We start from the raw sequence: 15857 nt of genomic DNA, 5'->3' as shown, positions 1-15857 counted from the left end.
TCTCGTCCCTTCTGAGAGGCATGCGCATGACGAGCACCGTTCCCGCCCCCGTCGCCCGTACGGCCGACGGTTCTGCCCTGCAGGCGGTGCTGCTCGACATGGACGGCACTCTGGTCGACACCGAGGGCTTCTGGTGGGAGATCGAGGCGGAGATCTTCCAGGAGCTCGGGCACCGGCTCGACGAGGCCTGGCGCGACGTGGTCGTAGGCGGCCCGATGAGCCGCAGCGGGACCTTCCTGATCGAGGCGACCGGTGCCGCCATCGGCCTCGCCGAGCTGAGCGTGCTGCTCAACGAGCGCTTCGAGGCCCGCATCGCCGACCGCGTGCCGCTGATGCCCGGCGCCGAGCGGCTGCTGGCCGAGCTGGCGCGGCACAACGTGCCCACCGCCCTCGTGTCGGCCTCCCACCGCCGGGTCATCGACCAGGTCCTGCTCACCCTCGGCCGCGACCGCTTCACGATGACGGTCGCCGGTGACGAGGTGGCCCGTACCAAGCCGCACCCCGATCCGTACCTGTTTGCCGCGCAGGCGCTGGGAGCGCACCCCTCGCGGTGCGCGGTCATCGAGGACACGCGCACGGGTGTGGCGGCCGCCGAGGCCGCCGGCTGCCGGGTCGTGGCCATCCCCTCGGTGGGCGTGATCGAGCCCGCCCCGGGGCGTACGGTCGTCCGCTCGCTGGAGGACGTGGACCTGGCGTTCCTGCGCTCGCTCATCGCCCCGATGAACTGAGCGCGACGACCGACTCGCCCGAACCGGTCCACCGCCACACACCGGTATCCCGTATGCACGCTCCGTACCGAACGGATCAGGGGCGGTGTTCAGGTCCAACGGAAGGATCTTCCGTCGCAGGCCCCGGAGGCTGAAATTCCATCCTCTCCAGGGCGGTTGCTCAGGGTGACGTTGGTCACCCGCTAACCCCCCGACGGACCTGTCGTGAGGCCCTTGGCCCTTCCCTTGTGTCCGGATTGATCAGCCCCTGACCGAATCTGCGGGGCCCTGCGCGTGAACAGGCAGTTCGCTCCGATCACGGTGCGATTACGCCCCAAGTCCGGTCAGTTCCAGCCATCCCGTCCCGGACCACTACTGTCGACGCGGACACTACGCCGCACCTCAGCCGTCCCGGCGCACACCCCTGTGCCGGGTCCGCGTGGACCGATCGTCACTACACCGGCCCGATCGTTCCGCCCTGAACGGGCGACCGCCGCGAAGTGCCCTTTACGCCGCTTTGAACAAGTGCCGGTTACAGGGAGTACTTCCAGCATGAACCGCAAGACCATGGTGCTGACGGCCGCGGCCGGACTGCTCACCCCCGCGCTGGCCGCCTGCGGCAGCGTGAGCGGCGGAGGAGCGGGATCCGGAGCGATCGTCGTCGGAACCACCGATCGGTTCGAGGCCGCAGACTTCGCTCCCGCCCCCTTCGACCCGGCCTACGCCTACGACGCCGGCGCCTGGAACGTCCTGCGCCAGACCGTCCAGACGCTGATGCACACCCCGCGCGGCGGCGGCCAGCCCGTCCCCGAAGCGGCCTCCTCCTGCCGCTTCACCGACGCCGGCAACGAGAGCTACCGCTGCACGCTGCGCCCCGGGCTGAAGTTCGCCGACGGGGAGCCGCTCACCGCCAAGGACGTCAAGTTCTCCATCGACCGCGTCCTCGCCATCAAGGACGAGAACGGCCCCTCCTCGCTGCTCTCCACCCTCGGCAACGTCGAGGTCAAGGGCACCGACACCGTCGTCTTCCACCTGAAGACCCCGGACGCGACCTTCCCGTTCAAGCTCTCCACGCCCGCCGCCGGCATCGTCAGCGAGAAGAACTACGACGCCAAGAAGCTCCGCGAGGGCTTCGCCGTGGACGGCTCCGGCCCGTACACGATGAAGGCCGAGGTCAAGGGCAACCGGCTGGTCCGCGCCGTCTTCACCAAGAACCCGCACTACAAGGGCGACATCAAGCTGCAGAACGACAACGTCGAGCTGCGCACGTTCCCCGACTCCCCGGCCATGGGCAAGGCGCTCACCGACGGGAAGATCCACGTGGTCTCCCGCACCCTGTCGCCGGCCCAGATCGCCGACTTCAGCGCCCAGCCGCCCAAGGGCGTCAAGCTGGTCCCGATGCCCGGTCTGGAGATCCGCTACCTCGGCTTCAACACCGAGGCGCCGGTCGTCAAGGAGAAGGCTGTACGCCAGGCCCTCGCGGCCGCCGTCGACCGCGGCCAGCTCATCTCCAAGGTCTACGGCAAGGCCGCGCAGCCGCTCTACTCGCTGGTTCCCACCACCGTGACGGGCCACGTCAACTCCTTCTACAACAAGTACGGCGACGCCAACACGCCCAAGGCCGCCGCCCTGCTGAAGGAGGCCGGGATCAAGACCCCGGTCAAGCTGACGCTGCACTACACCAGCGACCACTACGGCGACGGAACGGCCGCCGAGTTCGAGGCCCTCAAGGCCCAGCTGAACTCCACGCAGCTGTTCGACATCACCGTCCAGGGCAGCGCATGGGCGGACTTCCGCCCCGCCCAGAAGCAGGGCGACCACGCCGCCTACGGGCTCGGCTGGTTCCCCGACTACCCGGACGCAGACAACTTCCTCGCCCCGTTCCTGGAGCAGGACAACTTCCTGGGCACGCCGTACGCCAACAACACGGTCCGCGGCAAGCTCATCCCCGAATCGCGACGGGCGGTCGACCGTACCGTCGCCGTCCCCGCGATCACGGAGATACAGGACATCGTCGCCGAGGACGTGCCCGTCCTGCCCCTGTGGCAGGGCAAGCAGTACGTCGCCGCACGCGACGGGATCACCGGAGTGGAGTGGTCGGTCAACGCCATCTCCGACCTCCAGCTGTGGGAGCTCGGCCGCGGCGTAAGCGGCTGAGAAAGGCAACGACCGGCAGCGGGTGTCGCGAGCCGGAGCAACGAAACAGTTCGACTGTGAAGGACGTTCGCGTGAATCGACGTAACCAGTGGCTGGCGGCCCCGCTCGGCGCAGCCACCGCCGCCGCGCTGCTCAGCGGTTGCGGTTCGACCGATGGCTCCAATGCCGGCAGCGGCAAGGGCGTGGTCATGGGCATATCCGACAAGGTGAAGTCCGTCGACCCGGCATCGGGCTACGACCCCGGCTCCTGGCTGCTGTTCAACAACGTCTTCCAGTCGCTGCTGAGCTTCCCCAAGGGCGGCACCACCCCCGAGCCCGACGCCGCGCAGGCCTGCGGCTTCGAGGGCGGTGACAGCAAGCTCTACAAGTGCACCCTGAAGAGCGGGCTGAAGTTCAGCAACGGCAACAGCCTCACCTCGAAGGACGTCAAGTTCTCCTTCGAGCGCACGCTGAAGATCAACGACGAGAACGGCCCGGCCGTGATGCTCTCGTCGATCGCGGGCATCGACGCCCCCAACGACGAGACCGTCATCTTCCGGCTCAAGACCTCCGACGCCACCTTCCCCAGCAAGATCGCGTCGGGCGCCGGCTCCATCGTCGACCACAGCGAGTACCCGGCCGACAAGCTGCGCACCGACAACAAGGCGATCGGCTCCGGCGTCTACAAGCTGGACTCCTTCGGCGAGAAGAGCGCCACCTTCTCGGTCAACGAGTCCTACACCGGCAAGGCCAAGGCCAAGAACACCGGCGTCACGCTGAAGTTCTTCAACGGCGACCAGGCCGGCCTCAAGACGGTCCTGGAGAGCGGGGACGTGGACTTCGCGTTCCGCGGCCTCGCCGCCAAGGACATCGCCGCCCTCGCCTCGTCGAAGACCGGCGACAACAAGGTCGACATCGTCCAGGGCACCGGCGCCGAGGTCGAGCACATGGTGTTCAACGTCAACGACCCCGTCGTCGGCAAGCTGCCCGTCCGCAAGGCCATCGCCTACCTCGTGGACCGCGAAGCCCTCGTCAAGGACGTGTACGCGGGCACCGCCACCGCGCTCTACTCGATCGTGCCGACCGGCATCGCCGGCCACACGACCGCCTTCTTCGACCGCTACGGCGGCAGCCCGCAGCCCGAGAAGGCCAAGGCCGTCCTCAAGGCCGCCGGCATCAACGGCAAGGTCAAGCTGACCCTGTACTCCACCCCGTCCCGCTACGGCCCCTCCACGGACCAGCAGTTCGAGGTCATCGCCAAGCAGCTCAACGACAGCGGTCTCTTCGAGGCCGACGTCAAGTCCGTCGAGTACGAGCAGTACGAGAAGGACATCCAGGCCGGCAAGTACGGCGTGTACGTGAAGGGCTGGGTGCCCGACTACCCGGACGCCGACAACTTCACGCAGCCGTTCTTCGGCCCGGGCAACGTGCTGAACAACAACTACGACAACAAGGAGATCACCGGGACCATCATCCCGTCGACCTCCGCGAAGTCCGACCGCACCGCGGCCAACACGGACTACAACCGCCTCCAGGACATCGTCGCCGACGAGGTGCCGATCCTCCCGCTCTGGCAGGGCAAGCAGTACGCCGTCACCCGCCAGAACGTGAACGGCCTGCAGTGGTCCCTGGACGCCTCGACCGTCTTCCGCTTCTGGGAGATCAGCAAGGGCTGATGCCACCGGTGCCGGGCCCGCCCCCAGGGAGAGCCCGGCACCACGCGAAGGGGCCGTACGTGCGCACACGTACGGCCCCTTCGCGCATCCGCGCCCCGGCGGACCTACTGGGCCCCGGGGCGGACCAGACCGCTCTCGTACGCGTACACGGCCGCCTGGACCCGGTCCCGCAGCCCCAGCTTCGTCAGCACGTGACCCACATGCGTCTTGACCGTCGTCTCGCTCACGAACAGGTCCGCCGCGATCTCCGCGTTCGACAGCCCGCGGGACACCAGCTTCAGCACCTCGACCTCGCGCTCCGTCAGCGTCCCCAGGGTGTTCGGAAGGTTCTCCTCACCCGACGGCAGATGCCCCGCGTACTTGTCCAGCAGCCGCCGCGTGATGCTCGGCGCGAGCATCGCCTCACCCGCGGCGACCACCCGGATCGCCTGCACCAGCTCGTTCGCCGGCGCGTCCTTCAGCAGGAACCCGCTCGCCCCCGCCCGCAGCGCCTCCACCACGTACTCGTCCAGATCGAACGTGGTCAGCACCAGCACCTTCGCCGGCCCGTTGCGCTCCGGACCGGTGATCTGCCGGGTCGCCTCCACCCCGTCCATCCGCGGCATCCGGATGTCCATCAGCACCACGTCGGGCTGCAGCGCCCGCACCTGGTCCAGCGCCTGCAGACCGTCCCCGGCCTCGCCGACCACCGCCAGGTCCTCCTCGGCCTCCAGGATCATCCGGAAGCCGGTGCGCAGCAGCGGCTGGTCGTCGACCAGAAGGACGCGGATCGCCACGGGGTCTACCTCGTATTCGTCGGACGGCTACGGCGGGCCCGTCCATTCTGCCCTGACATCAAGATCAGGACTCCGCCGGGCGTTCCGCCTCCGGACGCGGCGGGGGCACCTCCCGGCGGTGGCCGGGGGAGATCGTCAGAGGATAGGGCGGGGGAGTCCCGCCGAACTCCGGACACACCGCCTGATGATCACACCAGCCGCACAGCTTCGTCGGGCGCGGCCGCCACTCACCCGTCTCCGTCGCCTCCCGGATCGCCTCCCACAACGCGAGCAGCTTGCGCTCCACCCGCTCCAGGTCCGCGATCACCGGGTCGTACGTCAACACGTCGCCACTGCCCAGATACACCAACTGCAGCCGCCGCGGCACCACCTGCTTCAGCCGCCACACCACCAGCGCGTAGAACTTCATCTGGAACAGCGCGCCCTCGGCGTACTCCGGGCGCGGCGCCTTGCCCGTCTTGTAGTCGACGATCCGCACCTCACCCGTCGGCGCCACGTCCACCCGGTCGATGATCCCGCGCAGCCGCAGCCCCGACTCCAGCTCCGTCTCCACGAAGAACTCCCGCTCCACCGGCTCCAGCCGCGTCGGGTCCTCCAGCGTGAACCACCGCTCGACCAGCGCCTCGGCCTCCGTCAGCCAGCGCGCCAGCCCCGCGCCCTCGTCACCCGCCGGAAACAGCTCCGCCAGCTCCGGCTTCGACTCCAGCAACCGGTCCCACTGCCCCGGCAGCAGCGACTTCGCCCGCGGCGCCGTCCGCTCCTGCGCCGGATGATCGAACAACCGCTCCAGCACGGCATGGACCAGCGTCCCGCGCGTGGCCGCCGCGCTCGGCTTCTCCGGCAGCTTGTCGATCACCCGGAACCGGTACAGCAGCGGGCACTGCATGAAATCGCTCGCCCGCGAAGGGGAGAGCGAACTGGGCGCCACAGCGCTCCGCGCATCGGCATCGGCTGCGCCAGGCACAGCACCGGGGCTCGTCGTCATGCACAAAACCCTACGACCCGCCACGGACAGCACGCGCATACCATCGACGCCAAGCACCCTCGCACTGCATGATCGGAGCATCACAACCCGCTACAGCACCACCCCGTACGCGTAAAGAACCACACTGGAAACACCAGCACCGAACGAAGGACAGCCGTGGCAGACACCGACGAAACCGGCGAGCGCGCGGGCAGGCGCTCCGGACCGGGCGGCGGAATCCTCATGGGCCGCCCCTTCGGCGTACCCGTCTACGTCTCGCCCAGCTGGTTCCTCGTCGCCGCCCTCATCACCTGGGTCTTCGGCGACCAGCTCGACCGCGTCCTGCCCGACCTCGGACCCGTGCGCTACCTCGTGTCCCTCTTCTTCGCCGTGGCCTTCTACGCCTCCGTCCTGGTCCACGAACTCGCGCACACCGTCGCCGCCCTGCGCTTCAAGCTCCCCGTGCGCCGCATCCAGCTCCAGTTCTTCGGCGGAGTCTCCGAGATCGAGAAGGAATCCGAGACCCCCGGCCGCGAATTCGTCCTTGCCTTCGTCGGCCCCCTGCTCTCCCTCGTCCTCGCCGGCGCCTTCTACCTCGGCATGAAAGCCGTCGACCCGGCCACCGTCCCCGGCGTCCTCCTCGCCGGCCTGATGATCTCCAACCTGCTCGTGGCCGCCTTCAACCTGCTCCCCGGCCTCCCCCTCGACGGCGGCCGCATGCTCCGCGCCGTCATCTGGGGCATCACCGGCAAGCCCATGGCCGGCACCGTCGCCGCAGCCTGGGTCGGCCGCGGCCTCGCCCTCGCCGTCCTCATCGGTCTCCCGCTGCTCACCCAGACCGGGACCCTCGGCAACCGCAGCGGCGAGATCGGCGGCATGAACACCGTCATGGACGCCCTGCTCGCCGCCATCCTCGCCGCCATCATCTGGACCGGGGCCGGCAACAGCCTGCGCATGGCCCGGCTGCGCCAGCACCTCCCGGAACTGCGCGCCCGCACCCTCACCCGCCGCGCCATCCCCGTCGAGAACGCAACCCCCCTCTCCGAGGCCCTTCGGCGCGCCAACGAAGCAGGAGCCCGCGCCCTCGTTGTCGTCGACGGACACGGCGACCCCACCGCCATCGTCCGCGAAACCGCCATCGCCTCGGTACCCGAACACCGCCGCCCCTGGGTCGCCGTCAGCACCCTCGCCCAGGACCTCACCGACGGCATGAAGGTTTCAGCGGACCTCACCGGCGAAGAACTCCTCGACCACCTCCGCGCCACCCCCGCCACCGAGTACCTCGTACTCGAACCCGGCGGCACCATCTACGGCGTCCTGTCCACCCTCGACGTCGAAAAGGCCTTCGTGAAGGCCATGGCACGGCCCCAGTCCTGAAGCCAATACACTGTTCACATGTCCGAACCGACCGGTGCCGCCCGCCGACGCGGGCCCTTCGAGGTCGGGGACCAGGTACAGCTCACCGACCCCAAGGGCCGCCACTACACGTTCACGCTCGAAGCCGGGAAGAATTTCCACACCCACAAGGGTTCCTTCCCGCACGACGAGCTGATCGGTGCTCCCGAAGGCAGCGTTGTCCGCACCACGGGCAACGTCGCATACCTCGCGCTGCGCCCCCTGCTCCCCGACTATGTCCTGTCCATGCCCCGCGGCGCCGCCGTGGTCTACCCCAAGGACGCAGGCCAGATCCTGGCCTTCGCCGACATCTTCCCCGGCGCACGCGTCGTGGAGGCGGGAGTGGGCTCCGGCTCCCTGAGCAGCTTCCTGCTGCGCGCCATCGGCGACCAGGGCATGCTCCACAGCTACGAGCGCCGCGCGGACTTCGCCGAGATCGCCACCGCCAACGTCGAGCGTTACTTCGGCGGCCCCCACCCCGCGTGGCAGCTCACCGTCGGCGACCTCCAGGACAACCTGTCCGACACGGACGTCGACCGAGTGATCCTCGACATGCTCGCCCCCTGGGAGTGCCTGGAGGCCGTCTCCAAGGCCCTGGTCCCCGGCGGCATCCTCTGCTGCTACGTGGCCACCACCACCCAGCTGTCGAAGACCGTCGAGTCCATCCGCGAGATCGGCTGCTTCGCCGAGCCGCAGCCGTGGGAATCGATGATCCGCAACTGGCACGTGGAAGGCCTCGCCGTCCGCCCCGATCACCGGATGATCGGCCACACCGGCTTCCTCGTCACCGCCCGCCGCCTCGCGGACGGCGTCGAGCCCCCGATGCGCCGTCGCCGCCCCGCCAAGGGCGCCTACGGCGAGGACTACGACGGCCCCGGCAGCGACCGCTCCGCGTAACCGCCCCGCAGACACAACACAAAGGCGCTGTGGCGCAGTTCCCCCGACCCACCCGGGAACTGCTCCACAGCGCCTTTTCGTTGTCCCGTGCACCGGGGCCGGACCCAGCCGTTCCACCTCCCTGTGAGGTGTGGCACGATGCTGGCTCCCCGTCACCCTTCGCACAGGAGACACCCCGCGTGCCGCACAGCCCCGCCGAGTCGGCCCCGATCTCGGAAGCCCTGGCGCACAGCCGCACCAGGCCCGTCCACTGGCTCGCCACGGCCACCGCCATGGCCGCCGTCATAGCCGTCGGAGGGCTCGTACAGCCGGCCACCGGCACACCCGCGGCCACCGGCACGGCAGCGGCCCCCGGGGAACCCCCCGCCAAGGGTCCGCAGGCCACCGCCCCGGACCCGGCGGGGGTCACGTACCCCCTCGACTGCAAGGGCGCGCCGCACACCGTCACCATCAGCGCCCAGGGCGATCTCGACGGTGACGGCCGCCCCGAGACCGTGGCCGCCGTCCGCTGCCAAGCGGGCTCCGGCACCCCGCCCCACGCGATCTACGTCCTGACCCAGGGGCCGGCCGACACCGCACGCCCCCGCGTCGTGGCGACCCTGCTCGAAGCCGCCCGGCGGCAGACCGCCACCGAGCTGACCGTGCGCGACGGGCTCGTCACGGCGTCCCTCGTCGGCTACTCCTCGCCCGATGTGCCCCGCTACAGCCCGGACACGAAGCAGCTCGCCAAGTGGCGCTGGCACGACGGAAAATTCCGCCAGGAGCTGACGGACTCGGCCTCCAGGAGTGTTTGAAACGTCACTCCGCGTCGGGGCCGAAGACTTCCACCCTGTCCGAAACGCGCCTTACGTGAATGCAGTCCCCGGGACATTCCTTCGCCGAGTCGACCACGTCCTGGAGCAGCGTGAGCGGAACCGGAGTGGTTGCCCCCGCGTCCTGGAGCAGCTCGTCCTCCGGGCTCTTCACGTACGCCAGACCGTCAATGTCCAGCTCGAACACCTCAGGCGCGTACTGCACGCAGATCCCGTCCCCGGTGCACAGGTCCTGATCGATCCAGACCTCGAGCGGCTCGCCGGCCTCACCGGCACCGCCCGTCGGAGCCTCCTGCTGCACGGTCATATCTCCTGCCGTTCCCTGCGCTGAGTGATCCATCCCGGTCGAAACCCGCAGCAAGTCGCGCGGGCCCTGACGGGTGTTGAACAGTTCGACCTTACAACCGGCTGCTTCCCGAGTTTGATGGGTGGGTATTTCCTTGGCGTGAGGGAGTACGCAAGGGTGAAGATCGGACACACCTCTACCGTCTTTGTGATCTAGGGGTTTCAATCACCACCAGCCCAGGTAGGGTCAGGAAGCGTCCAGCTCCCCTTGGAGGAGGTGAGGACCGTGGCAGCCCACGACGACGACATCAACCGCGGCATCCGGCCCGCGCGAGGGTCCGAGGACCCCGCCGGCCAGGTTGCCTATCTCGAGCAGGAAATCGCCGTCCTGCGACGAAAGCTCGCCGACTCTCCGCGACACACGAGGATTCTCGAAGAGCGGATCGTCGAGCTCCAGACAAATCTGGCCGGCGTATCCGCACAGAACGAACGACTCGCAAATACCCTCCGTGAGGCCCGCGACCAGATCGTGGCCCTCAAGGAAGAAGTCGACCGGCTCGCACAGCCGCCGGCCGGTTTCGGTGTCTTCCTGCAGGCGAATGAGGACGGCACCGTCGACATCTTCACCGGAGGCCGAAAGCTCCGCGTGAACGTCAGCCCCAGCGTCGACCCGGAAGACCTCCGGCGCGGCCAGGAGGTCATGCTCAACGAGGCCCTCAACGTGGTCGAGGCCATGGAATTCGAGCGGGCCGGGGACATCGTCACCCTCAAGGAGATCCTCGAGGACGGCGAGCGCGCCCTGGTCGTCGGGCACACCGACGAGGAAAGGGTGGTGAGGCTCGCCGAGCCGCTCCTGGACATCACCATCCGCCCCGGCGACGCCCTGCTGCTCGAACCCCGCTCCGGCTACGTCTACGAGGTCGTCCCCAAGAGCGAGGTCGAAGAACTCGTCCTCGAAGAGGTCCCGGACATCGACTACGACAAGATCGGCGGTCTGGGCGACCAGATCGAGCTGATCCGCGACGCGGTCGAGCTCCCGTACCTCTACCCGGACCTCTTCAAGGAACACGAACTGCGGCCCCCGAAGGGCATCCTGCTCTACGGCCCGCCCGGCTGCGGCAAGACGCTCATCGCCAAGGCCGTCGCCAACTCCCTTGCCAAGAAGGTCGCCGAGGTGACCGGCCAGCCCGCCGGGAAGTCCTACTTCCTGAACATCAAGGGCCCCGAGCTCCTCAACAAGTACGTCGGCGAGACCGAGCGGCACATCCGCCTCGTCTTCCAGCGTGCCCGGGAGAAGGCGAGCGAGGGCACCCCCGTCATCGTCTTCTTCGACGAGATGGAATCCCTCTTCCGCACCCGCGGATCCGGAGTCAGCTCGGACGTGGAGAACACCATCGTCCCCCAGCTGCTCGCCGAGATCGACGGCGTGGAAGGCCTGGAGAACGTCATCGTCATCGGCGCCTCCAACCGCGAGGACATGATCGACCCGGCCATCCTGCGGCCCGGCCGCCTCGACGTGAAGATCAAGATCGAGCGTCCGGACGCCGAGGCCGCGAAGGACATCTTCGCGAAGTACCTCAAGGCCTCGCTGCCCCTGCACACGGACGACCTGTCCGAACACCAGGACTCGCGGCCCGGCACCGTCCACAGCATGATCCAGACCGTCGTCGAGCAGATGTACGCGGAAACCGAGGAGAACCGCTTCCTCGAGGTCACGTACGCCAACGGCGACAAGGAAGTCCTCTACTTCAAGGACTTCAACTCGGGCGCGATGATCCAGAACATCGTCGACCGTGCCAAGAAGATGGCGATCAAGGCCTTCCTCGAACACAACCAGAAGGGCCTGCGGGTCTCCCACCTGCTCCAGGCCTGCGTGGACGAGTTCAAGGAGAACGAGGACCTGCCCAACACCACCAACCCGGACGACTGGGCCCGGATCTCCGGAAAGAAGGGCGAGCGGATCGTATTCATCCGCACGCTCGTCACCGGAAAGCAGGGCGCGGACACCGGACGCTCCATCGACACGGTGGCGAACACCGGTCAGTACCTCTGACCCGGAGCGGCTGCGGATGCCCTCCCCGGGCATCCGCAGCCGACTGCTTTACCCCGCCGCTTCACCCCACCCCATTACCGGCCGCTTTCAGCCGGTGACGAGGCGGATCCAATGACGGAAATGATCTCCCCACGAGCGCGCAGTGGTTCTAGGCTCTTCCGTACCGCCGGACGCGCAGTGCGGGGACGGGCACCGCACAGTCACACGCACCGGAGCACCAGCGGTACTTGAGCGCCGCTCCCGAAAGGGGAGCGCCGCCGGGCAAGGAGGGCCGCATGACCGTACGGCGAGTAATGGGGATCGAGACGGAGTACGGGATCTCCGTCCCGGGGCACCCGAACGCCAATGCCATGCTCACCTCGTCCCAGATCGTCAACGCCTACGCGGCGGCGATGCACCGGGCGCGACGCGCCCGCTGGGACTTCGAGGAGGAGAATCCGCTGCGGGACGCCCGCGGCTTCGACCTCGCCCGCGAGGCCGCCGACAACAGCCAGCTGACCGACGAGGACATCGGCCTCGCCAACGTCATCCTCACGAACGGCGCACGGCTCTACGTCGACCACGCACACCCCGAATACAGCTCGCCCGAGATCACCAACCCGCTCGACGCCGTCCTCTGGGACAAGGCCGGCGAGCGGATCATGGCCGAGGCGGCCGTCCGCGCCGCCCAGCTGCCCGGCGCCCAGCCGATCCACCTCTACAAGAACAACACCGACAACAAGGGCGCCTCCTACGGCACGCACGAGAACTACCTGATGAAGCGGGAGACCCCCTTCTCGGAGATCGTGCGCCACCTGACCCCCTTCTTCGTCTCCCGGCAGGTCGTGACCGGCGCGGGACGCGTGGGCATCGGACAGGACGGCCGCGAACACGGCTTCCAGATCAGCCAGCGCGCGGACTACTTCGAGGTCGAGGTCGGCCTGGAGACCACCCTGAAGCGGCCCATCATCAACACCCGGGACGAGCCGCACTCGGACGCCGAGAAGTACCGCCGGCTGCACGTGATCATCGGAGACGCCAACCTCTCCGAGATCTCCACCTACCTCAAGCTCGGCACCACGGCCCTGGTGCTGTCCATGATCGAGGACCAGTTCATCAGCGTCGACCTCGCCGTCGACCAGCCCGTACGCACCCTGCACCAGGTCTCCCACGACCCCGACCTGAAGCACCTCATCACGCTGCGCAGCGGCCGGACACTGACCGCGGTGCAGCTGCAGATGGAGTACTTCGAGCTGGCGCGGAAGTACGTGGACGAACGTTTCGGGGCCGACGCCGACGAGCAGACCAAGGACGTGCTGGGCCGCTGGGAGGACGTCCTGGGCCGGCTGGAGAGCGACCCGATGAGCCTGTCGGGGGAGCTGGACTGGATCGCCAAGCGGGAGATCCTGGAGGGCTACCGGCGCCGGGACGGGCTGGAGTGGGACGCGGCGCGGCTGCACCTGGTGGACCTCCAGTACTCGGACGTACGGCCCGAGAAGGGCCTCTACAACCGCCTGGTGGCCCGCGGCAAGATGAAGCGGCTGGTGGAGGAGCCCGCGGTGGAGCGGGCTCAGAGCAAGCCTCCGGAGGACACCCGGGCGTACTTCCGCGGCCGCTGCCTGGAGCAGTACGCGGACGACGTCGCCGCGGCCTCCTGGGACTCGGTGATCTTCGACCTCCCGGGCCGCGATTCGCTCCAGCGGGTCCCGACGCTGGAACCCCTGCGGGGGACCCGCAACCACGTCAAGGAGCTCCTGGACCGCTGCCGCACGGCGGAGGACCTGGTCCGGGTGCTTTCGGGGCAGTGAGCGCGGCTGAAAGGCCTCCGGGCCGGGAATCATGAAGAGAGCCGGACGTTGCGCCGGAGCTTTTGAACAACTACGGGGACGAATGTCGGACCCTCCTTGTAGGGTCCGACGTAGGGTCTGATCTTGGGAGATCCCGATCCGGGGTCTCTCTGTGTGAGCGTGCGAACCGAGCGGGGTGAGGTAGACATGGCGACCAAGGACACCGGCGGCGGACAGCAGAAGGCGACGCGCTCGACCGAGGAGGTCGAGGAGGCGGCGGTCGAGGAATCGACCGACCTCAAGGAGCGCCAGGAGAAGCTCTCCGACGACGTCGACTCCGTACTTGACGAGATTGACGATGTACTCGAGGAGAACGCCGAGGACTTCGTGCGAAGCTTCGTTCAAAAGGGTGGCCAGTAAGGCCTCTTGACCTTCGAAACGAAGGTCGGGTGCGGAGTGACGGTTCGGACGGTGCGGCCAAGGTGTCCGCACCGTCCGGTCATGAGCGGTGCCTGGATGCCGCTGAGGACGCTGTCCGCCCCTCCGCCGAACGGGTTCGGCAGAGCAGGTGGATCACGATCATCAGACGGGTAAGGTCCGAGGCGTACGGTGCTTCCGCTGCGAAGCGGCACCGGCGCAGTTCAAGGATCGGCCGGACGTCATGAGGCGTGCAGCCGCTTACGTGGAAGGAAACCTGTGGAACCCAACACTCGTAGCACAGGGCGTCTACCGGCAGCCTTCCTGACGCCGGGGTCCTCGTCCTTCATGGACTTTCTCGGGGCGCACTCGCCCGAGATGCTGCCCGGCAACCGCAAGCTGCCCGAGGGTGTCGTCGAGGCGCCGCACGGGACGACCATCGTCGCCGCGACCTTCCCCGGAGGCGTCGTCCTCGCCGGTGACCGGCGCGCGACCATGGGGAACATGATCGCGCAGCGGGACATCGAGAAGGTCTTCCCCGCCGACGAGTACTCCGCCGTCGGAATCGCCGGTACGGCCGGCCTGGCCGTGGAGATGGTGAAGCTGTTCCAGCTGGAGCTGGAGCACTTCGAGAAGGTGGAGGGGGCGACCCTCTCCCTGGAGGGCAAGGCGAACCGCCTCTCGACCATGATCCGGAGCAATCTGGGGATGGCCATGCAGGGCCTGGCCGTCGTGCCGCTGTTCGCGGGCTACGACGAGGCCAAGGAGAAGGGCCGGATCTTCTCCTACGACGTGACCGGCGGCCGCTCCGAGGAGCACGGGTACGCCGCCACCGGCTCCGGTTCGATCTTCGCCCGGGGCTCCATGAAGAAGCTCTTCCGCCCCGATCTGACGGAGGAGCAGGCCACCACCCTGGTCGTCCAGGCGCTGTACGACGCGGCCGACGACGACTCGGCGACCGGTGGGCCGGACCTGTACCGCCACATCTACCCGATCGTCACCGTCATCACGGACGAGGGATTCCGCAGGCTGACCGACGACGAGTCGCAGGAGCTCGCCCGTACGGTCACCAACCGTCGGCTGGAGCAGCCCGACGGCCCGCGCGCCGCCCTGCTCTGACCATCCGTCGCCCCTCCCCCGGACCGCGTCCGGGGGGTCCCCCATCCGCCCAGAAGAAAGGGACGGACAGCCGGTGTCGACTCCGTTCTATGTGTCACCCCAGCAGGCCATGGCCGACCGGGCGGAATACGCCCGCAAGGGCATCGCCCGCGGTCGCAGCCTGGTCGTGCTGCAGTATGCCGACGGCATCGTGTTCGTCGGCGAGAACCCGTCCCGTGCGCTGCACAAGTTCAGCGAGATCTACGACCGGATCGGCTTCGCGGCCGCCGGCAAGTACAACGAGTACGAGAACCTGCGGATCGGTGGTGTGCGGTACGCGGATCTGCGCGGATACACCTACGACCGTGACGATGTGACGGCCCGTGGACTGGCGAACGTCTACGCGCAGACGCTCGGCACCATCTTCTCCTCGGCCGGTGAGAAGCCGTACGAGGTGGAGCTGGTGGTCGCGGAGGTCGGTGCGACTGCCGCGGGCGACCAGATCTACCGGCTGCCGCACGACGGGTCGATCGTGGACGAGCACGGCTCGGTCGCGGTCGGCGGCAATGCCGAGCAGATCAGTACCTTCCTGGACCAGCGTCACCAGGACGGGATGACCCTGTCGGAGGCGCTGAAGCTGGCTGTGCAGGCGCTGTCCAGCCAGGCCAACGGCGCCGACAAGGCGATTCCGGCCGAGCGGCTGGAGGTCGCGGTGCTGGACCGGACGCGTGCGCAGCAGCGCAAGTTCAAGCGGATCCGTGGCCGGCAGCTGTCGCGGCTGCTGGAGGCGGACGTGACGGCGGCGGTGCAGGCCGATGCCGTGTCGAACGACGAGGCGCCGGAGGACGACGCCGAGTAGTCGCAGTGCGATGAGC

Annotated in this window: 14 protein-coding genes and 1 pseudogene; 12 read left to right on the top strand and 3 right to left on the bottom strand. The window is 68.4% G+C overall.

Going from position 1 to position 15857, the window contains the following annotated elements; genetic code table 11:
* The first annotated feature begins 26 nt into the window (after nucleotides 1-26).
* From OG753_RS11330 to OG753_RS11320, 3 genes are all read left to right on the top strand, one after another.
* Nucleotides 27-728 carry an HAD family phosphatase gene (locus OG753_RS11330; RefSeq protein WP_327261686.1) on the top strand — a complete coding sequence of 234 codons (702 nt, stop codon included), beginning with the start codon at nucleotides 27-29 and terminating at the stop codon, nucleotides 726-728.
* A 531-nt stretch (nucleotides 729-1259) separates the two neighbouring features.
* On the top strand, nucleotides 1260-2864 hold the full coding sequence (locus tag OG753_RS11325; RefSeq protein ID WP_327261685.1) for an ABC transporter substrate-binding protein: 1605 nt from the start codon (nucleotides 1260-1262) through the stop codon (nucleotides 2862-2864).
* 71 nt (nucleotides 2865-2935) lie between these two features.
* Complete coding sequence (locus OG753_RS11320; RefSeq protein ID WP_327261684.1) at nucleotides 2936-4519, top strand: ABC transporter substrate-binding protein; 1584 nt, start codon at nucleotides 2936-2938, stop codon at nucleotides 4517-4519.
* Nucleotides 4520-4623: 104 nt separating this feature from the next.
* Here OG753_RS11320 and OG753_RS11315 read toward each other — a convergent pair whose 3' ends face one another.
* The gene (locus OG753_RS11315; RefSeq protein ID WP_327261683.1) at nucleotides 4624-5295 is read right to left on the bottom strand and encodes a response regulator transcription factor; all 672 of its coding nucleotides are present in this window, start codon (nucleotides 5293-5295) and stop codon (nucleotides 4624-4626) included.
* Nucleotides 5296-5359: 64 nt separating this feature from the next.
* On the bottom strand, nucleotides 5360-6280 hold the full coding sequence (locus tag OG753_RS11310) for a RecB family exonuclease (RefSeq protein ID WP_383202022.1): 921 nt from the start codon (nucleotides 6278-6280) through the stop codon (nucleotides 5360-5362).
* 222 nt (nucleotides 6281-6502) lie between these two features.
* Between OG753_RS11310 and OG753_RS11305 the strand changes: the two genes are divergently transcribed.
* From OG753_RS11305 to OG753_RS11295, 3 genes are all read left to right on the top strand, one after another.
* Nucleotides 6503-7636: a site-2 protease family protein gene (locus OG753_RS11305; protein WP_405792605.1), complete on the top strand. Its 1134-nt coding sequence runs from the start codon at nucleotides 6503-6505 to the stop codon at nucleotides 7634-7636.
* Between the two features lie 18 nt (nucleotides 7637-7654).
* Nucleotides 7655-8551, top strand: a complete 897-nt coding sequence (locus tag OG753_RS11300; RefSeq protein ID WP_030016358.1) for a tRNA (adenine-N1)-methyltransferase — start codon at nucleotides 7655-7657, stop codon at nucleotides 8549-8551.
* Between the two features lie 179 nt (nucleotides 8552-8730).
* Entirely contained in the window at nucleotides 8731-9345 is a 615-nt protein-coding gene (locus OG753_RS11295) for a hypothetical protein (RefSeq protein ID WP_327261680.1), read from the top strand.
* A gap of 4 nt (nucleotides 9346-9349) precedes the next feature.
* Here OG753_RS11295 and OG753_RS11290 read toward each other — a convergent pair whose 3' ends face one another.
* Complete coding sequence (locus OG753_RS11290) at nucleotides 9350-9670, bottom strand: ferredoxin (RefSeq protein WP_030723362.1); 321 nt, start codon at nucleotides 9668-9670, stop codon at nucleotides 9350-9352.
* 264 nt (nucleotides 9671-9934) lie between these two features.
* Here OG753_RS11290 and arc point away from each other — a divergent pair, with 264 nt between their 5' ends.
* From arc to prcA, 6 genes and pseudogenes are all read left to right on the top strand, one after another.
* Complete coding sequence (gene arc / locus OG753_RS11285) at nucleotides 9935-11701, top strand: proteasome ATPase (RefSeq protein ID WP_327261679.1); 1767 nt, start codon at nucleotides 9935-9937, stop codon at nucleotides 11699-11701.
* Between the two features lie 275 nt (nucleotides 11702-11976).
* A complete protein-coding gene (gene dop, locus OG753_RS11280; RefSeq protein WP_327261678.1) occupies nucleotides 11977-13488 on the top strand; it encodes a depupylase/deamidase Dop in 1512 nt (503 codons plus the stop codon).
* Nucleotides 13489-13674: 186 nt separating this feature from the next.
* Entirely contained in the window at nucleotides 13675-13887 is a 213-nt protein-coding gene (locus tag OG753_RS11275) for a ubiquitin-like protein Pup (RefSeq protein ID WP_030016348.1), read from the top strand.
* Between the two features lie 145 nt (nucleotides 13888-14032).
* Nucleotides 14033-14212 (top strand): annotated as a pseudogene (locus tag OG753_RS11270) (endonuclease domain-containing protein); the annotation flags it as partial.
* A complete protein-coding gene (gene prcB / locus OG753_RS11265) occupies nucleotides 14164-15003 on the top strand; it encodes a proteasome subunit beta (protein ID WP_327261677.1) in 840 nt (279 codons plus the stop codon). The pseudogene OG753_RS11270 and the gene prcB, both read left to right, overlap by 49 nt.
* 73 nt (nucleotides 15004-15076) lie before the next feature.
* On the top strand, nucleotides 15077-15841 hold the full coding sequence (prcA, locus tag OG753_RS11260) for a proteasome subunit alpha (RefSeq protein ID WP_030723373.1): 765 nt from the start codon (nucleotides 15077-15079) through the stop codon (nucleotides 15839-15841).
* The last annotated feature ends 16 nt before the right edge of the window (nucleotides 15842-15857 follow it).

It is taken from the genome of Streptomyces sp. NBC_00029 (genome assembly GCF_045160505.1).
In the GTDB taxonomy this organism is placed as follows: domain Bacteria; phylum Actinomycetota; class Actinomycetes; order Streptomycetales; family Streptomycetaceae; genus Streptomyces.
The sequence above is the reverse complement of the archived record's forward strand: the minus strand, read 5'-3'. Positions and strand labels throughout refer to the sequence as shown.

Bases quoted from the DNA above. Each gene is read 5' to 3' on its own strand.
- OG753_RS11325 (WP_327261685.1), top strand. From the start codon at position 1,260: ATGAACCGCAAGACCATGGTGCTGACGGCCGCGGCCGGACTGCTCACC.
- OG753_RS11305 (WP_405792605.1), top strand. From the start codon at position 6,503: ATGGGCCGCCCCTTCGGCGTACCCGTCTACGTCTCGCCCAGCTGGTTC.
- OG753_RS11330 (WP_327261686.1), top strand. From the start codon at position 27: ATGACGAGCACCGTTCCCGCCCCCGTCGCCCGTACGGCCGACGGTTCT.
- OG753_RS11310 (WP_383202022.1), bottom strand. From the start codon at position 6,280: ATGACGACGAGCCCCGGTGCTGTGCCTGGCGCAGCCGATGCCGATGCG.
- OG753_RS11275 (WP_030016348.1), top strand. From the start codon at position 13,675: ATGGCGACCAAGGACACCGGCGGCGGACAGCAGAAGGCGACGCGCTCG.
- OG753_RS11300 (WP_030016358.1), top strand. From the start codon at position 7,655: ATGTCCGAACCGACCGGTGCCGCCCGCCGACGCGGGCCCTTCGAGGTC.
- dop (WP_327261678.1), top strand. From the start codon at position 11,977: ATGACCGTACGGCGAGTAATGGGGATCGAGACGGAGTACGGGATCTCC.
- OG753_RS11290 (WP_030723362.1), bottom strand. From the start codon at position 9,670: ATGACCGTGCAGCAGGAGGCTCCGACGGGCGGTGCCGGTGAGGCCGGC.